Here is a 25,542-nt window from a genome sequence, read left to right as displayed (position 1 = left end):
TTTATAAAAGCAAAGCTAACAGCCGTCACTGTAACAAATTTAGGAGCAAACATGAGCGAACAAGATAAAAACGTAAAGCTTTCTGATAACGAGCGTTTGAAAAGAGAAAGTAACTTTTTACGTGGCACCATAGAGCAAGATTTAAAAGATGAGATCACCGGTGGCTTCACTGCGGATAACTTTCAGTTAATTCGTTTCCACGGTATGTATCAACAAGATGACCGTGATATTCGAGGTGAGCGTGCTAAGCAAAAGCTAGAGCCATTACACAACGTAATGTTACGTGCTCGTATGCCTGGCGGTATTATCAAACCTGAACAATGGTTAGCAATTGATAAGTTTGCTGACGAAAAAACTAGCTACGGCAGTATTCGTTTAACAACCCGTCAAACGTTTCAATTTCATGGTGTGTTAAAACCAAATATAAAAGGCATGCACCAAATGCTTAATAGCGTGGGCATCGACTCTATTGCAACGGCAGGTGATGTTAACCGTAATGTACTTTGTACTACAAACCCTGTGGAATCTGAGTTGCATCAAGAAGCATACGAGTGGGCTGCAAAAATCTCAGAACATTTGTTACCAAAAACTAAAGCGTATGCAGAAATTTGGTTAAACGGTGAAAAGGCTGAGACTACAGAAGAGCCAATTTTAGGATCTAACTACTTACCGCGTAAGTTTAAAACCACAGTGACCATTCCACCGAACAACGAAGTGGATGTGCATGCGAATGACTTAAACTTTGTAGCTATTGCAGATAACGGCAAGCTAGTTGGTTTTAACGTATTAGTAGGCGGTGGCCTTGCCATGACCCACGGTGATACCGCAACCTATCCACGTAAAGCCGATGATTTTGGGTTTATCGCCTTAGCGGATACGCTAAAAATTGCTGAGCATGTGGTGTCTGTACAGCGCGACTGGGGTAATCGCTCAAACCGTAAAAACGCAAAAACTAAATACACCTTAGACCGTGTTGGTACTGATGTATTTAAAGCGGAAGTAGAGCAACGCGCAGGTGTTAAATTTGCGCCAAGCCGCCCTTATGAGTTTACTCATCGTGGCGATCGCATTGGTTGGGTTGAAGGTATTGATGGTAAGCATCACTTAACTTTATTTATCCAAAGTGGCCGTATTTTAGATTTACCGGGTAAACCACTGAAAACAGGTTGTCGTAAAATTGCTGAAATTCACCAAGGTGATTTTCGTATGACGGCAAATCAAAATTTGATCATCGCCGGTGTGCCTGCCGATCAAAAAACAGTGATTGAAGAAATAGCCCGTAATCACGGTTTGATTGACGACAAAGACTCTGAGCAACGTAAAAACTCGATGGCCTGTGTGGCATTACCAACTTGTCCACTCGCAATGGCGGAAGCTGAGCGTTACTTACCAAGCTTAATTGAAAAGACCGAGGCATTGCTTGCTAAGCACGGTATTCCTGATGACAGCATCATCATGCGTGTGGTTGGTTGTCCGAATGGCTGTGGCCGCGCAATGTTAGCGGAAGCTGGCCTAGTAGGAAAAGGCCCAGGTAAATATAACGTGTACTTAGGGGGTAACCTTGAGGGGACGCGTATTCCTAAATTGTATTTAGAGAATGTTGGTGAAGACGTGTATTTAGACGCCTTTGACAAATTAATTGGTCAATGGGCAAGTGAGCGTAATGACGGCGAATGCTTTGGTGACTTTGTGATCCGCAAAGGCATAGTTGCTGAAGTTAAAGTGTCAGTCACCGATTTTCACGCTTAATTTAAAAGCAAGCGGTGACGCTTGCTGAGGTTTGGAATTTACTATGAGTGAATTTAAAAACATATTACAGCTAGATAAAGAAAGCCAAGTAACACTGCTGGCTGATGCTAACGGCGTATTGAAAGATATGAGCGCTGAGCAGCGTGTCGCATGGGCACTGGAAAACTTGCCAGACACGCAGTTTTTATCATCGAGCTTTGGTATTCAAGCGGCTGTGATGTTGCATTTAGTTACAGTACAGCGCCCCGATATTCCTGTGGTATTAACAGATACTGGTTACTTATTTCCTGAAACTTATCAGTTCATTGAGCAAATGACCGAACGCTTATCGCTAAATTTAAAAGTGTATAAGTCGCAGTTAAGCCCAGCTTGGCAAGAAGCCAAGTTTGGTAAGTTATGGGAACTAGGTGAAGCAGGTATTAAACAATACAACCAGCTTAATAAAGTTGAACCAATGACTCGCGCATTAAAAGACATTAATGCAGGTACTTGGTTTAGTGGCTTGCGCCGTGACCAATCATCAACACGTGCCGATAAGCAAATTATTGAAATTAGCCGTGGCACGGTAAAGGTTTACCCAATCATCGAATGGTCAAATCGCGATGTTTATCAGTACCTGACTAAACATGACTTACCATATCACCCATTATGGGAGCAAGGTTATGTGTCAATGGGCGATGTGCATACTACGCGTAAACTAGAGCCAGGTATGACCGAAGAAGAGACCCGTTTTTTTGGTCTAAACCGCGAATGTGGCCTACACATTGATGGTGATGGGATCTAATTCTGAACGTAAAAATATAAGTAAATCATTTAAGCTGAGATAGCTAACTATAGTGATTATTAAAGCGCAGCCTAGCTGCGTTTTAAATTTTTGACTATAATACAATCAGCCGTTATAAATTGATGTGCATGTATTTTATGAAACCATATTACGTAATTTTCTTTTTATTCTTTTCTACTAGTCTTTTTGCCGATAACCTTCGCATTGCCTTACCCGAGCAAGATTACCCTCCTTATCACTTTGTTTGTTCAAAAACAGGCATTTTAAATGATGTTATTACATCGTTTTCGATGGCAACGGGGATCCAAATAGACTATACCTTCGTCCCTGAAATGCGCTCTGCGAAAATGGTGAAACGAGGTGATGTTGATGCACGAATGGAATCAGAAGTTTGGCTTGTAGATAATGGACCCTATTATTGGAGCCAAGAGATAGTAGTAATTGAAGATGTGTTAGTAGTCGCTCGAGGAGCTGAACTAATTGACTTTAAGGAGCTAAGCAGTTTAAAGGGCGGTGTTTTACTCGGGCGATTTGGTTATGTGTATCCAAAATATGAGCTACCAGTAGTGAATGAGACTCTGCACCGTGAGAATTTTTATTCAGACTTAGAAATATTGCAAAGTTTGCACAAAGATACTGATACAAGTAAACGCTTTACTGTTATGTCACGCTCTGTCGTAAACTGGTACATACAAAAGTACCCTGAGCTTGCTGCTTTGACCATAAGTGATGAAAATGTCGCTGAGGCGCCGCTGCAGTTGCAGTTTTCTTATAATTCAAGGGGTAAAAAGTACGCGAAAGAATTTAATGATTTTTTACAAAGCTTGAAAGATAATGGCGGCCTAGCTAAAATCATAGCCCGCTATCAATGATAGCAATCGAGAATTTTAACTCAAAGGATTGAAGATGAAGTATTTTGCGTACCTCGCTATTATGGTATTGCTGATCAGTGTCGCGGCATTATTTTATTTGCAACGACCCGATGGTCAAACGTGGTTAACCAGTGATGGTATTAGTAGTAAATCAAATCAGCTAACAGAGCAAATGGTTGCGTTATCAAGTGACACCCTTGCCATGGCAGCCACATTGGTTAGTGAGACCAGTCAAAAAGTTGTAGAATCAATTACCAATGAAAGCTCAGTAGCAACGACCGTTATTTATAAATGGCAAGATCAGCAAGGTCAATGGCATTACTCAGATCAGCCTAATCCTGAGGGCACAAGTGAAAAAGTAATTCTAGATCCGCGCGATATTACAGTAGTTGCGGCCGAAGATACGTCCATTTTAAAAGGCAGCTCAAAAACAACTAATATGTCTTTAATGCCAAACTCAGGCAGTGTTTATGATCCCGTGGTGATGAAAAAGCTGTTTGAAGATGCAGAGCAAGTGAAAGAACAGTTAGAGCAACGTACTAAATCGTTAGATGAGACGCATTAATTTACTTTAATAGCGTTGTTTTGCTGTGTTTTTTCGGGCTGTGTTACAAAAAATTGTTGCTTAATAATTGGCAGGTTATAGGCTTTTAACCAACGATCAGTAGCTATCATTAGTTCTCCTGAAGCAACTAATCTTGTCAGGCCTTCATCAAAATTATCTCTGACAGACTTATCTTGAAAAACAATGTAAGAGCCTTGATAGTTTAAAATATCGCGATATATAAAACTTGTAGGGTCAAGTTGGGTGTTTGTTGATGTATGCCAGTAGAGCATTAAATAATCACCGATACGGGCATCGATCTTATTGGTAAGTAACTGTTTATTTAGGGCTTGTTGATTTCCTATTTCAGTATAATAGGTGAATACCTGTGTCGCCATGTTTTTATATTCTGGGCCAAAGATATCGCTCGCCCCTATAAAACTACCTACTCTTAAATTCTCCAAATCGTTCAACGTAGCTACTTTTTCGGTCCATGCAGAAGGAAGCATGGTCACACGGTTCATAAATCGTACTCGATAACGAGAAATAAAAGCATGTGCAGCTGGTTGTGCCGTATAGTTGATCGCTATATCAGCGACTTTATTGTTGAAGTAGCGTTGAATAGCATCATTATTTAACGGCACCAATTGCGGGTTTTGATAGCCTTGTATCAGTAACACTTGAACCACAAGTTGATCGAAGTAACCATTACCGGTTACGTTGTCCTGCATGAAATAAGGTGCAAAATTACCGGATGCAATAATCAATTTGTCATTTGCACGTAATTGAGTGGGTAAGCAAAGCACCAAAAATGCCGCTATTAATAAAGTTTTAGCGGTGTTAAATGGTTTGATTAATTGCATGAACTTGCTGCTATACATGTTTGTCACGTACAGCCTCTATGTTCATTAAAACAATAGTGAGGTAAATTTTTGTAGGCAGAGAAAATAGCACTCCAATAGCAATAAAAGCGGCGCTGATAATAATGCCATGTATACTATTTTGTTCACCAAACAGATCCGAGACTAATAAATAATGTCCAGTCGCAATAAGGCATATGCCAAGGACAATAAATACTTTTAGTACTGTGATGATCTTCTGCTCGGTCATAGTATGCAGGCATTAATGATAAGATGAATTAAGTGTAGTTAATAATGAGTAAGCTGACTTGTTTTACATCAAAAAATTAAGGGCTAAGCAAATTAATTTTGCAAAGCCCTAATATTATAGATTAATTAGCTAGTTAACATATTACGCAGTACATACTGTAAAATGCCGCCATGTTTGTAGTAATCCCACTCTTTGGGGGTATCAATACGGACATCGGCACTAAAGCTTAGTTTTTTGCCTTCGCTATTAGTGGCAACGACACTAACTTCCTTGGTTTTATCGTAGAGACCTTCGATATCGAACTGCTCTTGACCTGTTAACCCCAGTGATTCATGGCTCTCACCTGCTTTAAATTGCAGTGGTAGCACGCCCATACCAATTAGGTTCGAGCGATGAATACGCTCATAACTTTGCGCAATGACCGCTTTAATACCTAATAATAGCGAACCTTTCGCTGCCCAGTCTCGTGATGAACCCGTACCATACTCAGCACCGGCAAGCACAACGAGCGGTACGCCTTGCTGTTGATACGCCATTGCAGCATCGTAAATACTGGCAAGCTCATCATCAGGTTGAGTGCGCGTTACACCGCCTTCGGTGCCTGGTGCAAGCAAGTTTTTTAAGCGTACATTGGCAAATGTACCGCGCATCATTACTTCATGATTACCACGGCGAGAACCGTATGAGTTAAATTGCGATTTATCTACGCCATTTTCTTGTAAGTATTCGCCAGCAGGCGCGCTTGCTTTAATTGCACCAGCAGGGGAGATATGATCAGTAGTGACGGAATCGCCAAGTTTTGCTAAACAGCGAGCACCCGTAATAGTAGGGATGCCTGGTGGTTCTGTCGTCATGCCATCAAAAAACGGCGCTTTTTTAATATACGTTGAGGCATCATCCCAGTCATAAAGTTTACCATCAGGAATTTTGATTTGTTGCCAGCGATCATCACCCTTATAAACATTACCGTAACTGGTAGCGAACATTTCTTTAGTGACGGTTTTTTTCACCAGTTCATTCACTTCGCTGACACTAGGCCAAATATTTTTCAGGTAAATATCGTTACCATTAGCATCTTGCGCAAGTGGCTCGTTATAAACATCGATATCAGTACGACCTGCAATCGCATAGGCGACAACTAAAGGTGGTGAGGCTAAAAAGTTCATTTTCACATCTTGGTGAATACGTCCTTCAAAGTTACGGTTACCCGATAAAATAGAGCTTACTACTAATTTATGTTGTTGAATTGCCTCACTGATCTCATCGGCAAGCGGACCTGAGTTACCAATACAGGTAGTGCAGCCATAACCTACTAGGTTAAAGCCAAGTGCATCTAAATCATCCATCAGGCCTGCTTTTTTTAAGTAGTCAGTGACCACTTGTGAGCCAGGTGCCAGTGATGTTTTTACCCAAGGTTTTACGTTAATTCCTAACTGGCGAGCTTTTTGCGCAACTAAACCAGCGGCTAAAATCACACTTGGATTAGAAGTGTTGGTACAGCTAGTAATGGCAGCAATCACACAAGCGCCATCTTTTAACTCAAATTCTTGCCCTTTAAAGTTAACCTTTGCTGCGCCCATAAATTGCGCTTCGTTGGTTGGCTCATCAGGATTAGTGACAGGGCCTTCACCTTCAATTCGTGATTGCTGTTCATCACTATCGTCGCGCTTAGCAAGACGTTCATCTTGAAAGGTTTTTAAATGATTGGCAATAACTTCGCCAGCTTGATCAAGGGCAATTCTGTCTTGTGGACGTTTCGGACCGGCAAGGCTTGGCACTACATCATTTAGGTTTAATTCGAGCTTGTCGGTGTAATTTGCTTCATCGCCATCGTTGCGCCATAAACCTTGATGTTTTGCGTAGTCTTCTATCAGTTTTAGCTGTGTTTCATCACGGTTGGTTAAACGAAGATAATTAATTGTTTCATCATCGATAGGGAAAATACCACAGGTAGCGCCGTATTCCGGTGCCATGTTGGCTATGGTTGCGCGGTCGGCTAGTGGTAAATCAGCAAGGCCATCGCCATAAAATTCTACAAATTTACCGACAACGCCATGCTTACGCAATATTTCAGTAACGGTCAGCACTAAATCGGTCGCTGTGGTGCCTTCAGGTAAGCGGCCACTGAGCTTCATGCCCACAACTTGTGGGATCAGCAAGCTAATTGGCTGGCCGAGCATTGCGGCTTCTGCTTCAATACCACCTACACCCCAGCCAAGCACGCCTAAGCCATTGATCATGGTAGTATGAGAATCAGTACCAACTAAGGTATCTGGGTAAGCAAATTTTTGCCCGTTGCGGTCTTCGTTAAATACCACTCGTGCCAGGTATTCTAAATTCACTTGGTGAACGATCCCTGTTGCAGGCGGCACTACTTTTAAGTTATCAAAGGCTGTTTGCCCCCAACGTAAAAACTCATAGCGTTCTTTATTGCGTTCATATTCTAGCTTGGCATTTAAATCAAATGAGCCATCATTACCATAGCCATCTACTTGTACAGAGTGATCAATTACCAATTCGGCAGGAGAGAGTGGGTTTATTTTCGCAGGATCGCCACCGAGTTTTTCCATGGCGTCACGCATTGCGGCTAAATCAACGATTGCAGGCACACCGGTAAAGTCTTGCATTACTACGCGTGCTGGCGTAAATGCTACCTCAGCAGTTGGCTTAGCTTGAGGATCCCAATCTAATAATGCATCGATATCTTGTGCTTTGATATTTACGCCATCTTCATTGCGTAATAAATTTTCTAGTAGAATTTTCAGCGAGAACGGCAATCGTTTGGCTTTGTCGCCTAATCCTTGCAGTGAATGAATATGAAACTGCTCGCCATTAATAGTGAGTTGTTTTTGGGTATCAAAACTATTATTCATTATATGCCCCTAAAGTAGATGAATGTCCTTAAATGGTAAATGTAACCTCTTTTAAATAGTGAAATGCAAACTGCATACCAGTATCAGATTGCACGATTAGTAGACAGTTTATGATACTGAGATGATGCTGAAAATTTAGATTTCAAGCCATGGGTAGTAAAACCAATCAAAACAACGCAAGCTTGCAGTGATGTTTTATCTCAGCCAGCCTTGTTGTTTGCCACGATGACTAAGTTGTAATAATAAAACAGCGATGATGATCACCAGTAGTGGCATAAATACAGCACTCGCACCGAGTAATGCAATACTGTTAATGACGATAAAATTATAAAATTGCTGGATAAAAATCGCGATTAAAGACAACGCAAAACACGCTCGCGCAATGGCATTTTTAAGCAATAAGAAAACACAGCCTAATGTGCCAGCAAAAACGGCTACAGCAAATGCTAAGGTAGACCATAAAGGGGTATTTGAATATGCAGCTTGTTGATCTGCAGGAAGTTTACTAATCATCTCAGGTGTCATAAGCAGTTGCATAATAAATGCAATTACCCCGAGTAAATTCCAAACTAATGCGGCCCAAGCAACACTTTTGAGCCAAGTAGGGGCTGTTGAAGTCGTCATAAAATGCTTTCTATTTGTCGTTATTTAGAAAGTAATTAAAGACGACCTCAAACTGTTTTACAAGTTATGCTGGTGATTAACCAAATGAAATTGGACGACGGCCCGTTTTTTCATCTACTTTCGGCTTTTTAGTACGTTTACGTTTGTTTTTAGGTGCCGCTGGTGTTTCTTGCACAGGGCTTTTTACACTCTCAGATTGAGTATTTTCCACAGCACGCTGCGCCGGTGTTGCATCTTCACTTAGGGTTAACTTAAATAGCTCACCATCAAATTCAAGCACATCACCACTGTATAATTTTTTCCGCTTGATTGTACAAATTTCATGGTTAACGCCAACATAACCTTCAGTGATAAGGTTTTTGGCTTGGCCGCCACCTTCGACTAAATCAAGAACTTTTAAGAGTTTGCATAGCTCAATTGGCTCTTCTTCTAATTCAATTTCAATATATTCGTCGTTCATGTTTGATCTCATTAAGGTAGGGCACAGCCTGTAGTATAAAGGCTGTGCGCGACTTTTGCATCAAGCAGCCTAAAGTCTACAGGGCATTAAATAGAATTAACCTGAAACTATATCGAATTTTCTACCGTCTTTAAAAAAACGGTAGTAATTCAAGCGTAGTATCCGCGTGAAAAGCTGGCCTACAATTTGCTGTTCGAATCGAATTCGATATTTAGTTGGTCATTTTATTACAAATGCCGCAGTACTGGAGATTTAACATGGGCGTAAGACTAGCCATGAAAAAAGAGCTAATGGGTTTAGAGGGTTCTGACTTTATGACCGCAGATGATGTGCGTGCGCGGCTTAATCAGGTTGCAAAGAAAGCATCGCAACAACCAGAGCGAGGCTTTTCGCTTATTTCACGTTTTAACGACAATCACAGCCAATTAAGTTGTGGTGAAAATAGCAAAGAAAAACTACTTGAGTTTCAACGACACCGCTTGTTTAAGGATGTTTTATATACCCGTAAAAGCGTGGATGCTTGGCTCAATAGCCAAGTGAATTAACTTGCTATAAATAGTCACCTCGAATAGACTACAGTTGTAATCTATTCGAGGTGACTATGAAATATGGCATTTTAATTGGCATGTTGTTATTACTAACTGCGTGCCAACAACCAACAATATATGTGTACACGCAAGCGTTAACAGAGCTAGAAAAACAACAGCTAACAATACGCTTACAGCAACAACCATTACCGTATCAGTTTATTCAATTACCAATCCCCAAAGAGTTTGCCGCTGCGACACTGTTAACTTCCGAAGATAAGCTACTTACAGCTGAAACCGAGCAGCTTGCTGATATTATGCAAGCAATGGGCTATCAGCCACAGATACACTATGTGTCGGCGGCAAATCATCATTATAGCAATGGCAATATTGGCTTTTACTTGCGTGGTGAGCAAATAGAGCTAGGTTTTGATGTGCCAGAACAAATGCGAACTACTGGTTGCGTTGAAGATCGTTACAATGGTCTCAAAGTTAGATTTGTTGATAACTTGGTTGAATTTGCTTTACTAAATGGTGCCCGCGCTCAGTTAGTTTGGCAGCGTTATGAAAATTATTTAGTCATCAATTATAGAGATACTTCGCAGTCATACACGCATTTAAGCCCTTTGGTTGCTACTCCTTTTGGGGAAAAGCCCTCAGACACATTTCGCTATAACGCACACATTACAGGGCCGCATTGGTTAAACTGCTCGCTGCAAGTTGTGTATATGGATTAGCCCCGTGATTCTAGGTAGTGACTAAGTTTGGCTATACGCTCGCTCATCCCTTCGATAATGCGGTCTTTAATTTTTTCGCGGATCACATTTGGTAAACGTATTAGTGCTTCGCTGGTAATCGCCAGTACTATGGTATCGCTTTTAGCACGAGCACTGGTGCTGTGCTCGCGGTTATTTATAAACGCACCTTCACCAATAAATTCGCCTGGTTCAATGGTGCCTAAATCCATCAGATGACTATGTTTAAATACCACAATAGCGCCGCTGAGCACGATATACAGTTGTTTGTCGTTATCAAACTGTTTAAACACAAAGCGATCTTTATTGATCAAGTATAAGTGACTGAATGACTCCAGTAATACTTGGCGCTCATTGAGGCTGAACTCTCTAAAAAACTCAGCCTATTAAGTATCTCCATCTGCTTTATTAATGGAATATGCTCGATTAACTTCAACTTATTTTCCTTCGTTTGAGCAGGGAAGTTAGTTGATATTGCGCTCTTTTAATTTACGGGTCAATGTATTGCGGCCCCAGCCTATTTTTACTGCGGCTTCTTGTTTATGTCCTGCACAGTTTGCCAATGCGGTTTTAATTAGGCGGGTTTCTAATTGCGCTTGTACATTAGGCCAGATGTTTTCTTTACCTTGCTTAAGCTCTAGATTAAGCCATTGTTGAAAGGCATCAAGCCAATCACCCTCTTGTTGAGTCTCGTCAATTGCTAAGATCTCTGGAGGTAAGTCTTGCTCACTCACAAGCTCGCCAGGAGCCATAACGGTAAGCCAACGGCAAGTGTTCTCTAGTTGACGAACATTGCCAGGCCAGTTGAACAAGCGTAGTAAGTCGGTGGCTTTTGAGCTGAGAATTTTGCTTTCGACTTGTAAGTCTTTGGCGCTTTTATGTAAAAAATGCTGTGCTAAGCGTTCAATGTCTTCGGTACGTTCACGCAGTGCAGGTAGGCGCAGGCGCACAACATTTAAGCGATGAAATAAATCGTCTCTGAATTTGCCTTGTTTTACTAAGTCTTCAAGGTTTTGGTGAGTCGCGGCAATGATCCGGACATCAACTTTAATACTTTGATGGCCACCAACACGGTAAAACTCACCATCAGCTAAAACACGCAGCAAACGGGTTTGTACATCCAGCGGCATATCACCAATCTCATCTAAGAATAGCGTACCGCCATTGGCTTGCTCAAAGCGACCTTTACGTACGCTATCAGCACCAGTAAAAGCGCCTTTTTCATGGCCAAATAGCTCTGATTCAACCAACTCTTTTGGAATAGCTGCCATGTTTAAGGCAATAAACTGGTTTTCTTTGCGTGGGCTGTGGTTATGTAAAGCACTGGCTACCAATTCTTTACCGGTACCAGATTCACCATTGATAAGTACGCTCATACTTGATGCTGACAGCTTACCTATTGCTCGAAATACTTCTTGCATGGCTGGCGCTTCGCCAATGATATGGGCACTCTTAGGTGGTGCGGGTTTACGTTTTACTTTTTTAGTTGAGTTAGCGCGACACGCGCTTTCTACTAACGCAACGGCTTCATTTAAATCAAATGGTTTGGCTAGGTATTCAAAAGCACCTTTTTGAAACGCATTTACCGCTGAATCTAAATCTGAATGCGCAGTCATGATGATCACTGGCAAGCCTGGGTTTTGTTCAGCGATCAGTTCTAATAATGCCATACCATCCATACCAGGCATACGTACATCAGACACCAGTACCGTAGGTTGGCTAAACTTTAATGCTGACAGAACGTCTTGTGCATTAGAAAAACTTTCAGCATTAAATCCTGCGCGAGTTAGTGCTTTTTCAAGTACAAAGCGAATAGATGCATCATCATCAACCAGCCAAACTGTTTTCATGCAAACTCCAAAAACCGATTAATCCGCAAAAGGCAGATATATATTAAACTCTGTATGACCTGGCCAGCTATCGCATTCTATATAGCCGTTGTGTTGATCGATCAAGGTTTGTGCAATCGAGAGACCTAAGCCAGAACCACCTTCTTTGTTGGTGATCATCGGGTAAAATAATGTCTCTTTGATGCTGGAATCGATACCTGGTCCGTCATCTGAAATTTGGATCAGCAGTGCCTTTTTAGGGGCTTTTCCAGGGCGACGTTGCTGGTGATTAATACGTGTTTTAATTTTTATCACGCCACCACCGACTAACGCTTGTTGTGCATTTCGAACGATGTTAAGTACTACTTGCTGAATTTTACCTTGGTCAATATAGACATCAGGTATACTTGGGTCGTAATCTTTTTCCAAGCTAATATTGGCGCAATTATCTAATGTACTAAGTTTAATTACAGACTCTAAGGTTTGATGAATATTACCGTATGACTTTTGTGGTAATTGATTCGGGCCCAGTAGCCTGTCAACAAGCTCTCGTAAGCGATCGGCTTGTTCAATAATTAATTCTGCACATTCATCCCGTTCTTGCTGATCAACCTCATACTGCAATAATTGCGCCGCTCCGCGAATTCCGCCTAAAGGATTTTTGATTTCATGAGCAAGCCCTCTAATTAGGTTACGTGCTGCTTGATATTGATGCATTTGATTAGAAGCTTGATCGTGGCGAATTTCATCATCAGTTTGGCGACACTCGAATAAAATAAAATACTCATTTTGTAACTTCACGCGACGCGAACTAATTGCCAGTTTGGCATGACGAGAATCAACAAAAACCACGTCAGCTCTGTGCTGGTGGCAATCTACACCATCTACCAAAGAGTATTGTGCAATGCGTTTAAGGTCAATGGAATGGTAATTAAAAAGACTGTCAAAAGGTTGATTGAGGATACGTTTAGGGCCTAATCCTAACAGTTCACTGGCGCTATTATTAGCGTAAATAAGGGTGAATTGTTGATCAAGTAAGATCACTGCCGTTGACAGGTTTTGCCAAATGCTAGTTAGTAACTCAGGGTTAAAATTTTTATTATCGGGCATGGTTGCACCATTTTAGTGCGCTGATGATTATTAGCAGCTTAGCACAAATATTTTAAGTAAATTATGGTCTTTGATAGAAATACATGGTTTTTATAAAGACGATGCTCTATGCATATAAAATGTGCTCACTGGACTAACAGAGACAACAGAGCCTTGTGGGTCAAATAGCTTCAGTTGCAATGTGTGTTCGCCACGGTTTACCTCGCGCAGGGCAAAAGTACTGATATTGCTAGGTTCTGCGTACGGTGCGCCATCAACTAGTAGTTGAATTTTAAAACCATTCTCAAAGCGTGGTGTTATACGGCTAGTTACATACACTGAACCGGTATTTTCACGAACAGTGCCTTGATCGGCAGGGGAAGAAATAACCGCTTTATAGCTTTTCACAGCCGCTGGTTGCTGTTCATCTAAAATGCTTGTATCAACAGTCGGCATCGACAAACTTTGATTGGTGAGCTTGATTTCTTGCGCACCTGGTTTAGGAGTATCTGAAAATACTGATACGCCATTTTTATCTTTCCAAGAATAAATTTTCTTATCGCCAGAATAGCCATAAAAGCTGATTAAAATCAGAGTTACTAGTAATAAAAGCGTCTTTTTCACCTTGTCACCTTGCATTTTTTGCACTAATTAAACTTTAGTGGAGAATGGGAAAATTAGCCATAAAAAAAGCCCGCAGAACGGGCCTTGAGAACACACATATATTATCTATAAGATAATTTTTCTACAGCCTAATTAACAGCTGTAGTACATTTCGAACTCAACAGGGTGAGTCGTCATGTTAAGCTTTTCAACTTCTTTAGACTTAAGCGCAATGTAAGCATCGATTAAATCGTTAGTGAATACACCACCTTGATTTAAGAACTCACGGTCAGCATCTAGAGACGCAAGCGCTTCTTGTAGTGAAGTTGCAACTGTTGGGATTTCTGCTGCTTCTTCTGCTGGTAAGTCGTATAAATCTTTATCCATTGCATCGCCAGGGTGGATCTTGTTTTTGATACCATCAAGGCCAGCCATAAGCATTGCAGAGAAAGCAAGGTATGGGTTAGCTGTTGGATCTGGGAAGCGTACTTCGATACGACGACCTTTTTCTGATGGAACCACTGGGATACGGATTGATGCAGAACGGTTACGTGCAGAGTACGCAAGCATTACTGGCGCTTCAAAGCCTGGTACTAAACGTTTGTACGAGTTAGTAGACGCATTTGCAAAAGCATTGATTGCTTTAGCATGCTTGATAATACCACCGATGTAGTAAAGCGCTTCTTCAGAAAGACCGCCGTACTTGTCGCCTGCGAATAAGTTAACACCGTCTTTAGCTAAAGACTGGTGACAGTGCATACCAGAACCATTGTCACCAACGATTGGCTTAGGCATGAAGGTCGCTGTTTTGCCATATAAATGAGCCATGTTATGGATAACATATTTCATTTCTTGGATTTCATCTGCTTTTAATACCATAGTGTTAAAGCGAGTTGCGATTTCGTTTTGACCAGCTGTAGCCACTTCGTGGTGATGCGCTTCTACAACTTGACCTAGCTCTTCAAGAACTAAACACGTCGCTGAACGCCAATCTTGGAAATCATCAACTGGAGCAACAGGGAAATAACCACCTTTCACGCCTGGACGATGGCCAGTGTTGCCGCCTTCGTAGCTTTTATCTGAGTTCCAAGCTGCTTGCTTAGAATCAATTTTGTACATTGAACCTGACATATCAGTTTTGTATTTGATGTCATCAAATACGAAGAACTCTGGCTCAGGACCAAATAGCACGGTATCAGCAATACCAGTCGAACGCATGTACTCTTCAGCGCGCTTAGCAACTGAACGAGGATCACGCTCATAACCTTGTAATGTGCCAGGTTCAACAACATCACAACGTAAAATTAAAGTAGCTTCTTCTGTGAAAGGGTCTAATTTAGCAGACTCAGCAACAGGTAGTAATACCATGTCTGATTCATTAATGCCTTTCCAACCAGCAATTGAAGAACCGTCAAACATTTTGCCGTCTTCAAAGAAATCTTCATCTACTTGGTGATGAGGAATAGAAACATGTTGCTCTTTACCTTTGGTATCAGTAAAGCGTAAATCAACGAACTTAACGTCATTTTCTTTAATAAAATCTAAAACCGATTGTGACATGTGTCCTCCAACTGTTGGGTTTTATTTTGCTGCATAATTGCTTTTGCTTTTATAGTAAGCGGCTTTTATGCCATTTTTATAGTGCATTGTTTTTAAGGTTAAAAAATAAGTTATACATCCAGCTGTTATATGTTTTGCACCATATTGGATCGGCTTGTGATCATTTTGGTGCGTCAGTGTGGTCACTTCTCTTTGGCGCTAAATTGTATAGATTATAAACACCAACATAAAGCTAACTTACTCACCAAATACTGCCAAATTATGACAATAATAGCTAGGAATGAGCAAAATAGTGGCAAATTGAAAAATTAAATTAATTAAAATGTCATATATAAAACAGATACTTATTGCAAGTATAAAGAAAGTTTTGAAATATATATTGGATAAACTTTCATCCATGTCATTAATAAGGGATAATATGCGCCCTTTTAAATCCTATGCTGGGACATCTCGTGAAAACGCAGATGAGTGCGTAGATCTTGCAGGATCAATGAGAATTTAATTTCTCTGAGTAAAAATATGAGCATCGAAAAGTTAAGAAATATAGCGATTATCGCGCACGTTGACCACGGTAAAACAACATTGGTTGACAAACTACTTGAGCAATCAGGTACATTAGAAACACGCGGCGGTAACGAAGAGCGCGTGATGGACTCAAACGACATTGAGAAAGAACGTGGTATTACCATTTTGGCTAAAAACACAGCCATTTCATGGAATGACTACCATATCAATATCGTAGACACCCCTGGACACGCCGACTTTGGCGGTGAAGTTGAACGCGTACTTTCGATGGCTGACTCAGTATTACTACTTGTTGATGCTCAAGAAGGTCCAATGCCACAAACGCGTTTCGTTACGCAAAAAGCATTCGCGCAAGGCTTAAAGCCAATCGTTGTTATCAATAAAATTGATAAACCAGGTGCACGTCCTGATTGGGTTATGGATCAAATCTTTGATTTATTCGACAACCTAGGCGCAACTGACGAACAGTTAGACTTTAAAGTAATCTATGCATCAGCAATTAACGGCTGGGCAACATTAGATTTAGACGAGCCATCAGACAACATGGAACCTATGTTCAAGATGATCGTTGACGAAGTATCACCACCGGATGCAGATCCTGAAGGTGACTTCCAAATGCAGATTTCGCAACTTGATTACAACTCATATGTTGGTGTAGTCGGTATCGGTCGTATCAAACGTGGTTCTGTTGCTCCTAACCAACAAGTTACTATTATCAGTGCCGATGGTACTAAACGTAATGGTAAAATTGGCGCAGTACAAAGCTACCTAGGCCTTGAGCGTATCGAAACTGATAAAGCTTACGCTGGTAACATCGTAACAGTAACAGGTATTGGTGAGCTTAAGATTTCTGATACAGTTTGTTTCCCTGGCAACGTTGAGGCATTACCACCACTAAGTGTTGATGAGCCAACTGTAACAATGACATTCTCTGTAAATAACTCACCTTTCTGTGGTAAAGAAGGTAAGTTTGTAACGTCACGTAATATCCGTGAGCGTTTAGACAAAGAATTAGTACACAACGTAGCACTTCGCGTTGAAGATACTGCTAGCCCAGATAGCTTCCGTGTATCTGGTCGTGGTGAATTACACCTAGGTATCTTAATCGAAAACATGCGTCGTGAAGGTTACGAGCTAGCTGTTTCTCGTCCAGAAGTAATCTTACGTACTGTTGATGGCGTTCTAGAAGAACCGTTTGAAACAGTAACAATTGACTGTCAAGATGAGCACCAAGGTTCTGTAATGGAGCAAATTGGTCTTCGTAAAGGCGAACTAACAAATATGACGCCAGATGGCAAAGGTCGTATGCGTTTAGACTTTATGATCCCAAGTCGTGGTTTAATCGGTTTCCAAACTGATTTCATGACGCTTACATCAGGTTCTGGTCTTATGTACCATACTTTCGACCATTACGGTCCGCACAAAGGTGGCGAGATCGGTGTTCGTAAGAACGGTGTAATGATTGCAAATGCAACAGGTAAAGCACTTACTAACGCATTATTCAACTTACAAGAACGTGGTCGCTTATTCATCGGTCACGGTGTTGAAGTATACGAAGGTATGGTTATCGGTATTCATAACCGTGATAACGACCTTACAGTTAACGCCCTTAAAGGCAAGCAGTTAACTAACGTACGTGCATCTGGTACTGATGAAGCGCAAACGCTTTCTCCGCACCTAAACTACTCACTTGAGCAAGCGCTTGAGTTCATCGATGATGACGAGCTAGTTGAAGTAACACCACTAAACATTCGTATCCGTAAGCGTCATCTTACAGAAAACGAACGTAAACGTGCTGGTCGTGCGCCTAAAGGATAATCACCTTATAAATTAAGCTGATTTTAAAAGCCGCTGTATTGCAAAATACAGCGGCTTTTTTGTGGTTATTAGTTAGCGAGAGTAAAGTTAGCTAGGGGAAAGTTAGCGAGAGTAAAGTTAGCGAGAGTAAAGTTTGTGAGGGGAAGAGCTGTAAGCTATAAGCGGTCAGATTAGAACAGCGTAGTTGGCTAGATTGGTGTTTGTATAGCTATTAGGTAAAAACCGCTAGATTTTATAAACCATGCAACATAACCTCTTTCCTCTAAAAGTGCAGCGCCTCTTATCCTCTTTGTGAATAACTGACTTAAAGATTTTTTTGCACAAGGAGAAGAAAATGAGCAGTAAAAGAGGAAGGGCTTTTAAAGTAGCTGATAATGCAAAGCCCCTGTTTTTGTTAGCGGGGTATTTTTTCGTTGGGTTTCGCTGCGCTCAACCCAACCTTGCTTAACTTGCTAACTTTACTCTAGTTGACTCGCCAACTCCTATCACTTTTTCGGTAATAACGTAACCTTTCCAAATACGCTGGCGTCGATATAGCCTAGGTTGCGGCTGCCATTTACGGGTTGTACTTCATGCGAACCCATAAAGTGCTCACGAATTTTACTGCCGTCGTTATCGCAGTAGGCGAGCATAAAGCCGATTACTTGCTTTGCCGTTAACTTAAGCGGGGTGTTTGGCACACCTTCTTGGAAATCATTCGGGTAGAGCTTAATGGCTACTTCCCATGTGATGTTATATGGGGCGGTACTGTTTCGTTGCCAGTGGCTGATTAAATGATCTGTGTATAAATGGGGTTTTTTATCAGCTCCGAAATCGGCAGCTTGGTTATCAAGACCAATGTGATAGGCAAACGCAGTATGATTGAACTGATGGTTACCGCCAGCTGCGTCGCTATCAATAAACACTTCTAAGGCATCATCGTCCCAGTACTTATCGGTAGGATCTGGATGGGTATCAATTAGTACATCATCCACAATATCGGCTTGTAAATACAGGTAGTTTTCATCCCAAAGTAACTTGTAGCGGCCTTTAAAGTCTTTATCTGAGTCAGGCAAGGTGCCATCCATAAGAAAAGGCATAGGCTGCCATTTTGCTTGGTCCCATGCGCTTTCAGATACACCGTCAATAGTAATTGGTGTTGCTGTATGCTCTACATCGATAGCCATAGCGGCGTTGCTCATTAATAGGCCTAAGGTAAGCGCGGCTGTTTTCATCTAATTCTCAAAGTTTCTTATTTTGTTTGTGGTTCAATAGTGACTGAAACAAAAATTGAAAACAACAGACAGAATGTTCAGGTATAAAATTAGTGATAGTAATGGATCGTAAGTGAATACAGTTTTTTACATTTTCTCGCTCAGTTAACAGGTAAAGTAATGGCACTACTAGAATTAATATAAAAGGAATAATTGTGGCTAACGTATTGTTGTTGATTGTGGCTATGTTGTTATCTGGTTGTACTTCTTCGCAAGTAATGAGCTCGGGTTGTGACTTTGTTGTTGGTAGTGTGCAAAGTCAGCAACGGCAAGTGCAGAACCACTCGCTTGATAGCTCAGAGACACACCAAACAGCGAATATAATTAATGGTTTTTTTAGTATGTTACTTGGGCCAATAAATCGCTCTCTCGGTGATGATGAATGTAAGGCGGAAGAGCAATCGTATCAGTACCCAAGTGCCGTTTTATAGTGCGACACTTTGCCCTTCATTTAGAATATACAGCGGGATTTGTGACTTCATCTCATCATACATATGCAATAAGCGCAGCAATGCAGAATGGCTGCTGTGATCGCCCATCTTCCAACTTGAGTTGCCATAGCCCCAAGGTATCATAACTTTACAGTTAAGCTCCTGTGCGGCTGTTAAGGCATCCTCAGGAGTAGTATGTACATAACGATACCAGTTACCGTTTTCTTCATGGTAGTACGAGGCGATTGGCATTAAGCACACATCGATAGCGCCATATTTTTTCTGTATATCGTTAAAGTGTTTTGAATAGCCTGTGTCGCCTGCAAAAAATAAAGTGCTGCCATTTTGCTCAAGTAACCAGCCATTCCATAAATCTTTATCGTTATCTTCGTAAATAAAGGGCACTAACACACGACTGCTAAAATGATGCGCAGGTAGCGCATGAATGGTTAAATCATCAATTTTAGTTTTTGCATACCACGCCATTTCGCTAATATTAAAACCACCGGTAGGAAAGTTATCTGCCATACCAAGTGGTGTTAAGTAGCGAGGTTTATTACCGATGCTTTCAATGTCTGCTTTATTGAAGTGATCGTAATGAATATGAGAATAAATTACTGCGTCTAGATTGTTAAGTTCACTTTCGCTAAGCCAGTCCCCAGGCTTACGATAAAACCCAGATGCAAGCCGAAAAGCTAAATCAACAGGGGAGTCAAATTGCTCTTTTACTGGGTCAAATACAACTTGCTGGCCGTTAGGAGTGTTGATCATAAACCCGGCGTGACCGAGCCAGCGAACTGTGTAGCCGGTATTTAGTTGTGGTGCTAGTTGCGCGCCTTGATAGAGGCAGTTTTCACCCGGAGTTTCACATATCAAGTTAGCATTACTTGGGTAACAATCACTTTCGCAGCTAATCGTATAGGTTTTTTTCCCTGGATAGAGGTTGTGGTAGCGCCCAGCCTGTTCACCCTCTTGATGAAGAGGCACAACAGTATCAGCGCCTGCAATTCTTTGCACATGATTGGCAGTGCTACACGCAGCTAATAAACTTGATGCGATAATTAAACTAACTGCACGTATTTTCATTGTTTAATGTTTTTATAATTCTAATTAGGTAGAATTGTAGCAAAAATAGCCGATGAAAAAACACTTAAAAAGTAACAAGATATAACAACAAAAAAGCCTACATAAATGTAGGCTTTGATTACTCTGCGACTAGCAAACTAGCGCTCTTGATAAGTGACAGGCAAACTCACAGCTGATTTAGCCTGCTTTACTCATTTGCTCAATAAATTTATTTGAATCAGCAATCGACTTGTTCATGTCATCCATTAACACTTTGATGTCGCGCTTAAGATTAGTGAATTCACCTTGAATGGCTGATACAGCTTGTGCATTAAGGTTATGCTTCAAGTATAAAACATTGTCATGCAGTGATGACAGTACCGGCTCCATCTTGCTTTCAGCATTACGCATAGAGCGTAACAGTTTATCAAAGTCACGTTTGGTTGCGGTGAGCTTTTTATTACTTTCACGTTTAAGTGAAGCGTTAGAATATTGTTCTAATTCATCGTTCCATTCTTCAAACAATGCTTCAGCTACATCTTCAACTTTGTTGATGTTATTTGTAACGTCATTAGCAGCCGCAAGGCTAGATTCGTAGTCATCATTGAGTTGGTCATAGGCTGCTTGTACATCTCCACCATCAAAGTTAATCAATGTTGTTAAACGTTCAAGTGCAGATTGGAATTCCTCTTGAGACTCTTCTTGAGACTCTTTAGTTGCTTCTACGCGGTCCACTAAAATGTCACGCTTATGCACACCAACTGATTCCATAGCCGAGTAATATGCAGATTGGCAGCCAGATAAAGCCAGTGATAAGGCCAATATTGGTGCGCTGAGTAAAGTCAGTTTTTTCATCGAGATCCCTTTTTAAATCCGTTAGTGCTGTAAATTATGTGGTGGATTGCTATGATAATCAAAACTATTTTAGCAGAAAGTTAACTTTATGAATGAAAAGGTCGCACATTATAAACAGCAGTTGAGGGTACTTATACGTCAGCAGCCAACGTGGTGGATGCAGTATATTAATCGCTGCATTGACGACCAAATTACTGTAAATGCTGGTTATTTAGCCTATGTAACCTTACTTTCATTGGTTCCTTTAATTGCAGTTGGCGTGGCTATTTTCTCGGCTTTTCCTGGCTTTGAAGATACCCGTATTGCTATTGAAAACTTTTTATTTACTAACTTTGTGCCTACCTCATCAGATGTAATTAAAGAGCATATAACGTCTTTTGCAGGTAATGCCAATCAAATGACCGCTGTAGGTATTGGTTTTCTTGCAGCGATAGCATTGCTACTGATCCGTAATGTTGATGCGACGCTGAATCGAATTTGGCGAATTAAAACCAAGCGACCAATGATGATTTCTTTCGCGGTATATTGGATGGTGTTGAGTTTAGGGCCATTGTTATTAGGCGCAAGTATTGGTGTTACTTCATATATTGTGTCGTTAGTATCATTTGCCGATCAGGGGATTCCGGGCTTTAGTGGCTTTTTATTAAAATTACTGCCTTATTTAATTTCTATGGCTGGCTTTATTATGCTCTATACTTTAGTGCCTAATACTCGCGTATCTTTTAAAGCTGCAGTACCAGGTGCTTTATTTGCAGCCTTGTTGTTTGAATTAACTAAAAAAGGTTTTGCGCTTTATATCAGTCACTTTCCTTCATACGAAGTGATTTATGGTGCGGTGGCAACTATTCCAATTTTATTTGTGTGGGTGTATTTGTCGTGGGTGGTTGTGTTACTCGGTGCAGAGTTTACAGTATGTATTGGCCCTAAAAATATCGAAGATACACCCGATATTATCCTTGATGAGGGCGATGCTAATAAGTAATTCACTGCATCGCTGATAGGAGAATCGGCATTATGCAGTTATATCCAAATATTACCCCATACCATGATTTTCATTTGAGTGTGGGAAGTGGGCACCAAATTCATGTACAAGAGTTCGGTGATCCAGCTGGCTTGCCGGTGGTAATTTGCCATGGCGGGCCCGGCGTAGGTTTACATGCTGATAATTGCCGTTTCTTTGATCCTACCCGTTATCGTATTATTTTATATAGCCAACGCGGCTGCGGGCAATCAACGCCTCATTTAACTAGCGCTAATACAACCACAGAACTGGTCGCTGACCTTGATTATTTACGCACTTACTTAGGACTAGAAAAGTGGGTGTTAAGCGGTGGTTCGTGGGGAGCAACTCTGTGTTTGCTGTATGCCATCGAACACACTCAACATGTACATGGGTTAATTTTACGAGGCACGTTTTTAGCTACTTCAGCCGATTTTCAGTGGCTATATAGTCGTCATGGTGCTGCTGCACATTTTTATCCTGAATTATATGCGCGTTTTTCTCAGGATTTACCTGATGTTGCCAGCATTTTTGCGTTTTATCGGCGGCAATTAAATGATGATAATCAAATTAATGCAAATCACTTTGCTAAATTATGGTGCCAATGGGAAAACGTATTAAGCCATGGTAAACAGCAACATCAATGGGGGTTAAGTTCACCACAGTTGGGGCTTAATATGGCGCGTTTAATGGTCCATTACTTTACTGCTCAGTGTTTTATTACTGATAACTTCATTGGTGAACACTATAAAAAAATTAGTAAAATTCCTACTTGGTTTATTCATGGCAGGCATGATTTAGTGTGTCGTTTTAATGCCGTACAGCATTTAGCTGAGCAACTCAACGCACAGTTACTTATTTTAGATGGTGTTGGGCATGGTGTTGATAGTAATGTATATTTAGCGGCAGTGCGGCGTGCAGCCGATCTTATGTGTATCAAATTATCGAGGAATAGATGCAAGGATTAATTCAGCGCGTAAAACACGCAAAAGTTGAAGTGGATGGTCAGGTAATTGGTCAAATTGAGCAGGGGCTTTTATTGTTGCTTGGGGTTGAAAAGCATGATGATCAACAAAGCACTGATAAGCTGCTACATAAAGTTAGCAATTACCGCGTATTTAGCGATGAAAACGACAAAATGAATTTAAGCCTGCAAGATATTCAAGGTGAGTTATTGGTGGTATCGCAATTTACTCTGGCGGCAGATACTAAAAAAGGCATGCGGCCAAGTTTTTCATCAGCAGCCACACCTGCACAAGCTAATGAGCTATACGAATACTTTGTTAGCCAAGCTAGAGTTATGGGGTTAAGCGTAGCTACAGGGCAATTTGCTGCGGATATGCAAGTCAGTTTATGTAATGATGGGCCAGTGACATTTAATTTAACAGTGTAGTTAAGGCTAGCAGTTATTTTCTGATCACCACGATGTTGTTGGCATAACCTGGAATTTTTTCGATGCTAGGTATTTTACCAAAAGTGGTGATCAGCAAATGTTCTAACTGCTTTAATTGTGATTCATGACCAGATAAAAAATTAATAAATAAATAGCCATTTTTAGTTAAAGCACAGCGCAGTTTTTCATAAAAGCGGTGTTTGTATAAAAATAACGGCGCATCTAATTGGCTAAATAGGTCAAGAATGATCCAATCGTATTGTGGGCCATGCTCTAATACAGCTTCAGCATCAAAACAGCGTAAATTCGATGCATGCTCACCACCAAAAAAACGCTTATAGCAATGAATGATATTCGGATTTTTCTCTACAGAAAGTAGCTGACTATCAGGGTAGGTGTGTTGTAAGTAATTGCGGATAGCGCCGCCACCTAAGCCCAGTTCAAGTACGGCGTTTGGTGCCGGAGTGGTTGCCATAATTGCGCTAAATATTGTAAATGCGGAAACAGCAAATGGCTTGGGCTGCTTTTCTCGACCACTGACTGTAGTGTTTCGTTGATCAATAACCAACGTAACTGCTTATGTTGGCGTACCTGAATGCAATCGGCGCCATATTTGTGCCAATAGAGTAGTTGCCCGATACGGTGACAATCTTCGATAAAGCTGTGTTTTACTGCCCCGTTGTCTTCAAAAAAATGTTCCATAGTTACATCAGCATAGACGAGTCAATCTAAAGTGCCAATATGTCTATCAAGTTTTACAGGTAAAGCAGTTATTTTGCGTTGCTCACCAAAGTCGTATTCCAAGTTTTTACCAGATGGAGTATGGTAGTTTGCAAATAATAACTGACCGCATTTTTAGTTAGATAAACGCATCTTGAATTAGCAAGCGTTTGCGGCCTTGGTAGCAACAGGAGTGATTATGTTTCAGGTGACAACACCACAAAGTAGCGAAGATTGGCAAGCGTATTATCAATTACGTTGGCAAGTATTGCGCGCGCCTTGGAATGAACCGCGTGGTTCTGAGCAGGATGATTTAGAGCAAGATGCTGAGCATCGCTTTATTAAAAATAAAGAGGGGGCAGTGTTAGGTGTTGCACGACTGCATTTTAATAATCAACAACAAGCGCAAGTCCGTTATATGGCCGTTGCACAAGGTAACCGTAATCAACACATTGGTAGCCGTTTATTGCATGAGCTCGAGAAAATAGCCTGGACTCAAGACGCCGATGAGTTAGTTTTATTCGCTCGTGAACGAGCATTAGAATTTTACAAACGTCATGGTTATGAATTAAAAGAAAAGGCTCACTTAGCTTACGATGATGTACAACACTGGAAAATGGTGAAACAAAAACCGTCTGAGCCAGGCTGGTTCCGCCATCCCAATTGGACCCAAGTTCTGCAAAATACCTGGCGCGAATCTATTCCGATCAGCGATGCTATGGGCATTAAAGTTGAAAGTTACACTGATTGGCAATTTACCACCAGTGCAGATTTAAATGCGAACTTAAACTTGCATAACACTATGTTTGCTGGCTCTATTTATAGTTTAGCGACGTTAACCGGCTGGGGCGCGACTTATTTAGCACTCAAAGAAGCCGGGCTTGAAGGTAATATTGTGTTAGCTGATGCTAATATTAAATATTTAAAACCGCTTAATAACGACCCTCGTGGCAGCGTTGATTTAAGCGGCTGTAAGGGTAAATTAGCCGAGTTAGAGTCAGAAGGTAAAGCGAGCTATGTAGTGCCAGTGGAAATCTACGATGGTGAGTTACTGGTTGCTGAGTTTGAAGGTACATTTAGAATTATTAAGTAGTTAGAATTCA

The 25,542-nt window shown here is 41.0% G+C and carries 24 protein-coding genes and 2 pseudogenes; 12 read left to right on the top strand and 14 right to left on the bottom strand.

All coding sequences use genetic code 11. The annotated features are described in order from the left end of the window. The first annotated feature begins 51 nt into the window (after nucleotides 1-51). The 4 genes from cysI to P4S61_RS07325 all read left to right on the top strand — a co-directional run bounded on the left by cysI (nucleotide 52) and on the right by P4S61_RS07325 (nucleotide 3,970). Nucleotides 52-1,749 (top strand): assimilatory sulfite reductase (NADPH) hemoprotein subunit, encoded by a 1,698-nt coding sequence (cysI, locus tag P4S61_RS07340; protein WP_182732336.1) that lies wholly within the window; start codon nucleotides 52-54, stop codon nucleotides 1,747-1,749. 43 nt (nucleotides 1,750-1,792) lie between these two features. Continuing rightward, on the top strand, nucleotides 1,793-2,533 hold the full coding sequence (locus P4S61_RS07335; RefSeq protein WP_182732337.1) for a phosphoadenylyl-sulfate reductase: 741 nt from the start codon (nucleotides 1,793-1,795) through the stop codon (nucleotides 2,531-2,533). Nucleotides 2,534-2,670: 137 nt separating this feature from the next. After that, the gene (locus P4S61_RS07330) at nucleotides 2,671-3,405 is read left to right on the top strand and encodes a substrate-binding periplasmic protein (protein ID WP_337118041.1); all 735 of its coding nucleotides are present in this window, start codon (nucleotides 2,671-2,673) and stop codon (nucleotides 3,403-3,405) included. Nucleotides 3,406-3,439: 34 nt separating this feature from the next. Continuing rightward, nucleotides 3,440-3,970, top strand: a complete 531-nt coding sequence (locus P4S61_RS07325) for a DUF4124 domain-containing protein (RefSeq protein WP_145237915.1) — start codon at nucleotides 3,440-3,442, stop codon at nucleotides 3,968-3,970. On the opposite strand, the gene P4S61_RS07320 is transcribed toward P4S61_RS07325, so the two are convergent. The 5 genes from P4S61_RS07320 to P4S61_RS07300 form a co-directional block, all read right to left on the bottom strand. Then, nucleotides 3,967-4,812, bottom strand: coding sequence for an ABC transporter substrate-binding protein (locus P4S61_RS07320; RefSeq protein WP_337118040.1), 846 nt, complete (start codon nucleotides 4,810-4,812; stop codon nucleotides 3,967-3,969). The two genes, P4S61_RS07325 and P4S61_RS07320, sit on opposite strands and share 4 nt — an antisense overlap. Before the next feature lie 10 nt (nucleotides 4,813-4,822). Next, a complete protein-coding gene (locus tag P4S61_RS07315; protein WP_145237921.1) occupies nucleotides 4,823-5,059 on the bottom strand; it encodes a hypothetical protein in 237 nt (78 codons plus the stop codon). A 125-nt stretch (nucleotides 5,060-5,184) separates the two neighbouring features. Beyond that, a complete protein-coding gene (gene acnA / locus P4S61_RS07310; RefSeq protein WP_337118037.1) occupies nucleotides 5,185-7,932 on the bottom strand; it encodes an aconitate hydratase AcnA in 2,748 nt (915 codons plus the stop codon). 195 nt (nucleotides 7,933-8,127) lie between these two features. Further along, a complete protein-coding gene (locus P4S61_RS07305; RefSeq protein WP_145237927.1) occupies nucleotides 8,128-8,556 on the bottom strand; it encodes a hypothetical protein in 429 nt (142 codons plus the stop codon). Nucleotides 8,557-8,632: 76 nt separating this feature from the next. Then, nucleotides 8,633-9,016, bottom strand: a complete 384-nt coding sequence (locus tag P4S61_RS07300; protein ID WP_064667768.1) for an RNA-binding S4 domain-containing protein — start codon at nucleotides 9,014-9,016, stop codon at nucleotides 8,633-8,635. Nucleotides 9,017-9,273: 257 nt separating this feature from the next. Between P4S61_RS07300 and P4S61_RS07295 the strand changes: the two genes are divergently transcribed. Beyond that, nucleotides 9,274-9,561, top strand: a complete 288-nt coding sequence (locus P4S61_RS07295; RefSeq protein WP_145237930.1) for a hypothetical protein — start codon at nucleotides 9,274-9,276, stop codon at nucleotides 9,559-9,561. A gap of 56 nt (nucleotides 9,562-9,617) precedes the next feature. Then, entirely contained in the window at nucleotides 9,618-10,280 is a 663-nt protein-coding gene (locus tag P4S61_RS07290) for a hypothetical protein (protein WP_145237934.1), read from the top strand. Here P4S61_RS07290 and P4S61_RS07285 read toward each other — a convergent pair. The 5 genes and pseudogenes from P4S61_RS07285 to glnA all read right to left on the bottom strand — a co-directional run bounded on the left by P4S61_RS07285 (nucleotide 10,277) and on the right by glnA (nucleotide 15,379). Next, nucleotides 10,277-10,734 (bottom strand): annotated as a pseudogene (locus P4S61_RS07285) (cyclic nucleotide-binding domain-containing protein). The gene P4S61_RS07290 and the pseudogene P4S61_RS07285 sit on opposite strands and share 4 nt — an antisense overlap. A gap of 28 nt (nucleotides 10,735-10,762) precedes the next feature. Next, nucleotides 10,763-12,148, bottom strand: coding sequence for a nitrogen regulation protein NR(I) (gene ntrC / locus P4S61_RS07280; protein WP_145237940.1), 1,386 nt, complete (start codon nucleotides 12,146-12,148; stop codon nucleotides 10,763-10,765). An 18-nt stretch (nucleotides 12,149-12,166) separates the two neighbouring features. Further along, complete coding sequence (gene glnL, locus P4S61_RS07275) at nucleotides 12,167-13,237, bottom strand: nitrogen regulation protein NR(II) (protein ID WP_145237942.1); 1,071 nt, start codon at nucleotides 13,235-13,237, stop codon at nucleotides 12,167-12,169. 90 nt (nucleotides 13,238-13,327) lie between these two features. Continuing rightward, on the bottom strand, nucleotides 13,328-13,840 hold the full coding sequence (locus P4S61_RS07270; RefSeq protein ID WP_246175485.1) for a DUF4124 domain-containing protein: 513 nt from the start codon (nucleotides 13,838-13,840) through the stop codon (nucleotides 13,328-13,330). Nucleotides 13,841-13,972: 132 nt separating this feature from the next. Next, nucleotides 13,973-15,379, bottom strand: a complete 1,407-nt coding sequence (gene glnA / locus P4S61_RS07265; protein WP_145237945.1) for a glutamate--ammonia ligase — start codon at nucleotides 15,377-15,379, stop codon at nucleotides 13,973-13,975. Between the two features lie 519 nt (nucleotides 15,380-15,898). Between glnA and typA the strand changes: the two genes are divergently transcribed. Next, nucleotides 15,899-17,722, top strand: coding sequence for a translational GTPase TypA (typA, locus tag P4S61_RS07260; RefSeq protein WP_145237948.1), 1,824 nt, complete (start codon nucleotides 15,899-15,901; stop codon nucleotides 17,720-17,722). 485 nt (nucleotides 17,723-18,207) lie between these two features. Here the strand turns inward: typA and P4S61_RS07255 are convergent, their stop codons facing one another. After that, entirely contained in the window at nucleotides 18,208-18,936 is a 729-nt protein-coding gene (locus P4S61_RS07255) for a CBM9 family sugar-binding protein (RefSeq protein ID WP_145237951.1), read from the bottom strand. Between the two features lie 194 nt (nucleotides 18,937-19,130). Here P4S61_RS07255 and P4S61_RS07250 point away from each other — a divergent pair, with 194 nt between their 5' ends. Beyond that, entirely contained in the window at nucleotides 19,131-19,406 is a 276-nt protein-coding gene (locus tag P4S61_RS07250) for a hypothetical protein (protein WP_337118030.1), read from the top strand. Here the strand turns inward: P4S61_RS07250 and P4S61_RS07245 are convergent. Together P4S61_RS07245 and P4S61_RS07240 are read right to left on the bottom strand one after the other, a co-directional pair. Continuing rightward, nucleotides 19,401-20,492, bottom strand: coding sequence for an MBL fold metallo-hydrolase (locus P4S61_RS07245; protein WP_337118029.1), 1,092 nt, complete (start codon nucleotides 20,490-20,492; stop codon nucleotides 19,401-19,403). The two genes, P4S61_RS07250 and P4S61_RS07245, sit on opposite strands and share 6 nt — an antisense overlap. Before the next feature lie 177 nt (nucleotides 20,493-20,669). Next, nucleotides 20,670-21,326, bottom strand: a complete 657-nt coding sequence (locus P4S61_RS07240; RefSeq protein WP_337118028.1) for a DUF2959 domain-containing protein — start codon at nucleotides 21,324-21,326, stop codon at nucleotides 20,670-20,672. Nucleotides 21,327-21,414: 88 nt separating this feature from the next. On the opposite strand from P4S61_RS07240, the gene P4S61_RS07235 reads away from it, so the two are divergent. The 3 genes from P4S61_RS07235 to dtd are packed head-to-tail and all read left to right on the top strand — an operon-like array spanning nucleotide 21,415 to nucleotide 23,719. Beyond that, nucleotides 21,415-22,308, top strand: a complete 894-nt coding sequence (locus P4S61_RS07235) for a virulence factor BrkB family protein (protein WP_145237963.1) — start codon at nucleotides 21,415-21,417, stop codon at nucleotides 22,306-22,308. A gap of 32 nt (nucleotides 22,309-22,340) precedes the next feature. Next, nucleotides 22,341-23,294 carry an alpha/beta fold hydrolase gene (locus tag P4S61_RS07230; RefSeq protein WP_145237966.1) on the top strand — a complete coding sequence of 318 codons (954 nt, stop codon included), beginning with the start codon at nucleotides 22,341-22,343 and terminating at the stop codon, nucleotides 23,292-23,294. Next, entirely contained in the window at nucleotides 23,282-23,719 is a 438-nt protein-coding gene (gene dtd, locus P4S61_RS07225) for a D-aminoacyl-tRNA deacylase (RefSeq protein WP_182732350.1), read from the top strand. The genes P4S61_RS07230 and dtd overlap by 13 nt, the downstream gene beginning before the upstream one ends. A 13-nt stretch (nucleotides 23,720-23,732) precedes the next feature. Here the strand turns inward: dtd and P4S61_RS07220 are convergent. Next, nucleotides 23,733-24,421: pseudogene (locus P4S61_RS07220) on the bottom strand (spermidine synthase). 217 nt (nucleotides 24,422-24,638) lie between these two features. Here P4S61_RS07220 and P4S61_RS07215 point away from each other — a divergent pair. Beyond that, nucleotides 24,639-25,532: a bifunctional GNAT family N-acetyltransferase/hotdog fold thioesterase gene (locus tag P4S61_RS07215; RefSeq protein ID WP_145237973.1), complete on the top strand. Its 894-nt coding sequence runs from the start codon at nucleotides 24,639-24,641 to the stop codon at nucleotides 25,530-25,532. Nucleotides 25,533-25,542: the final 10 nt, after the last annotated feature.

The organism is Pseudoalteromonas sp. B160 (assembly GCF_037162485.1).
In the GTDB taxonomy this organism is placed as follows: Bacteria; Pseudomonadota; Gammaproteobacteria; order Enterobacterales; family Alteromonadaceae; genus Pseudoalteromonas; species Pseudoalteromonas rhizosphaerae.
Note: the sequence above shows the minus strand (reverse complement) of the source record. Positions and strands in the feature narration are given on the sequence as shown.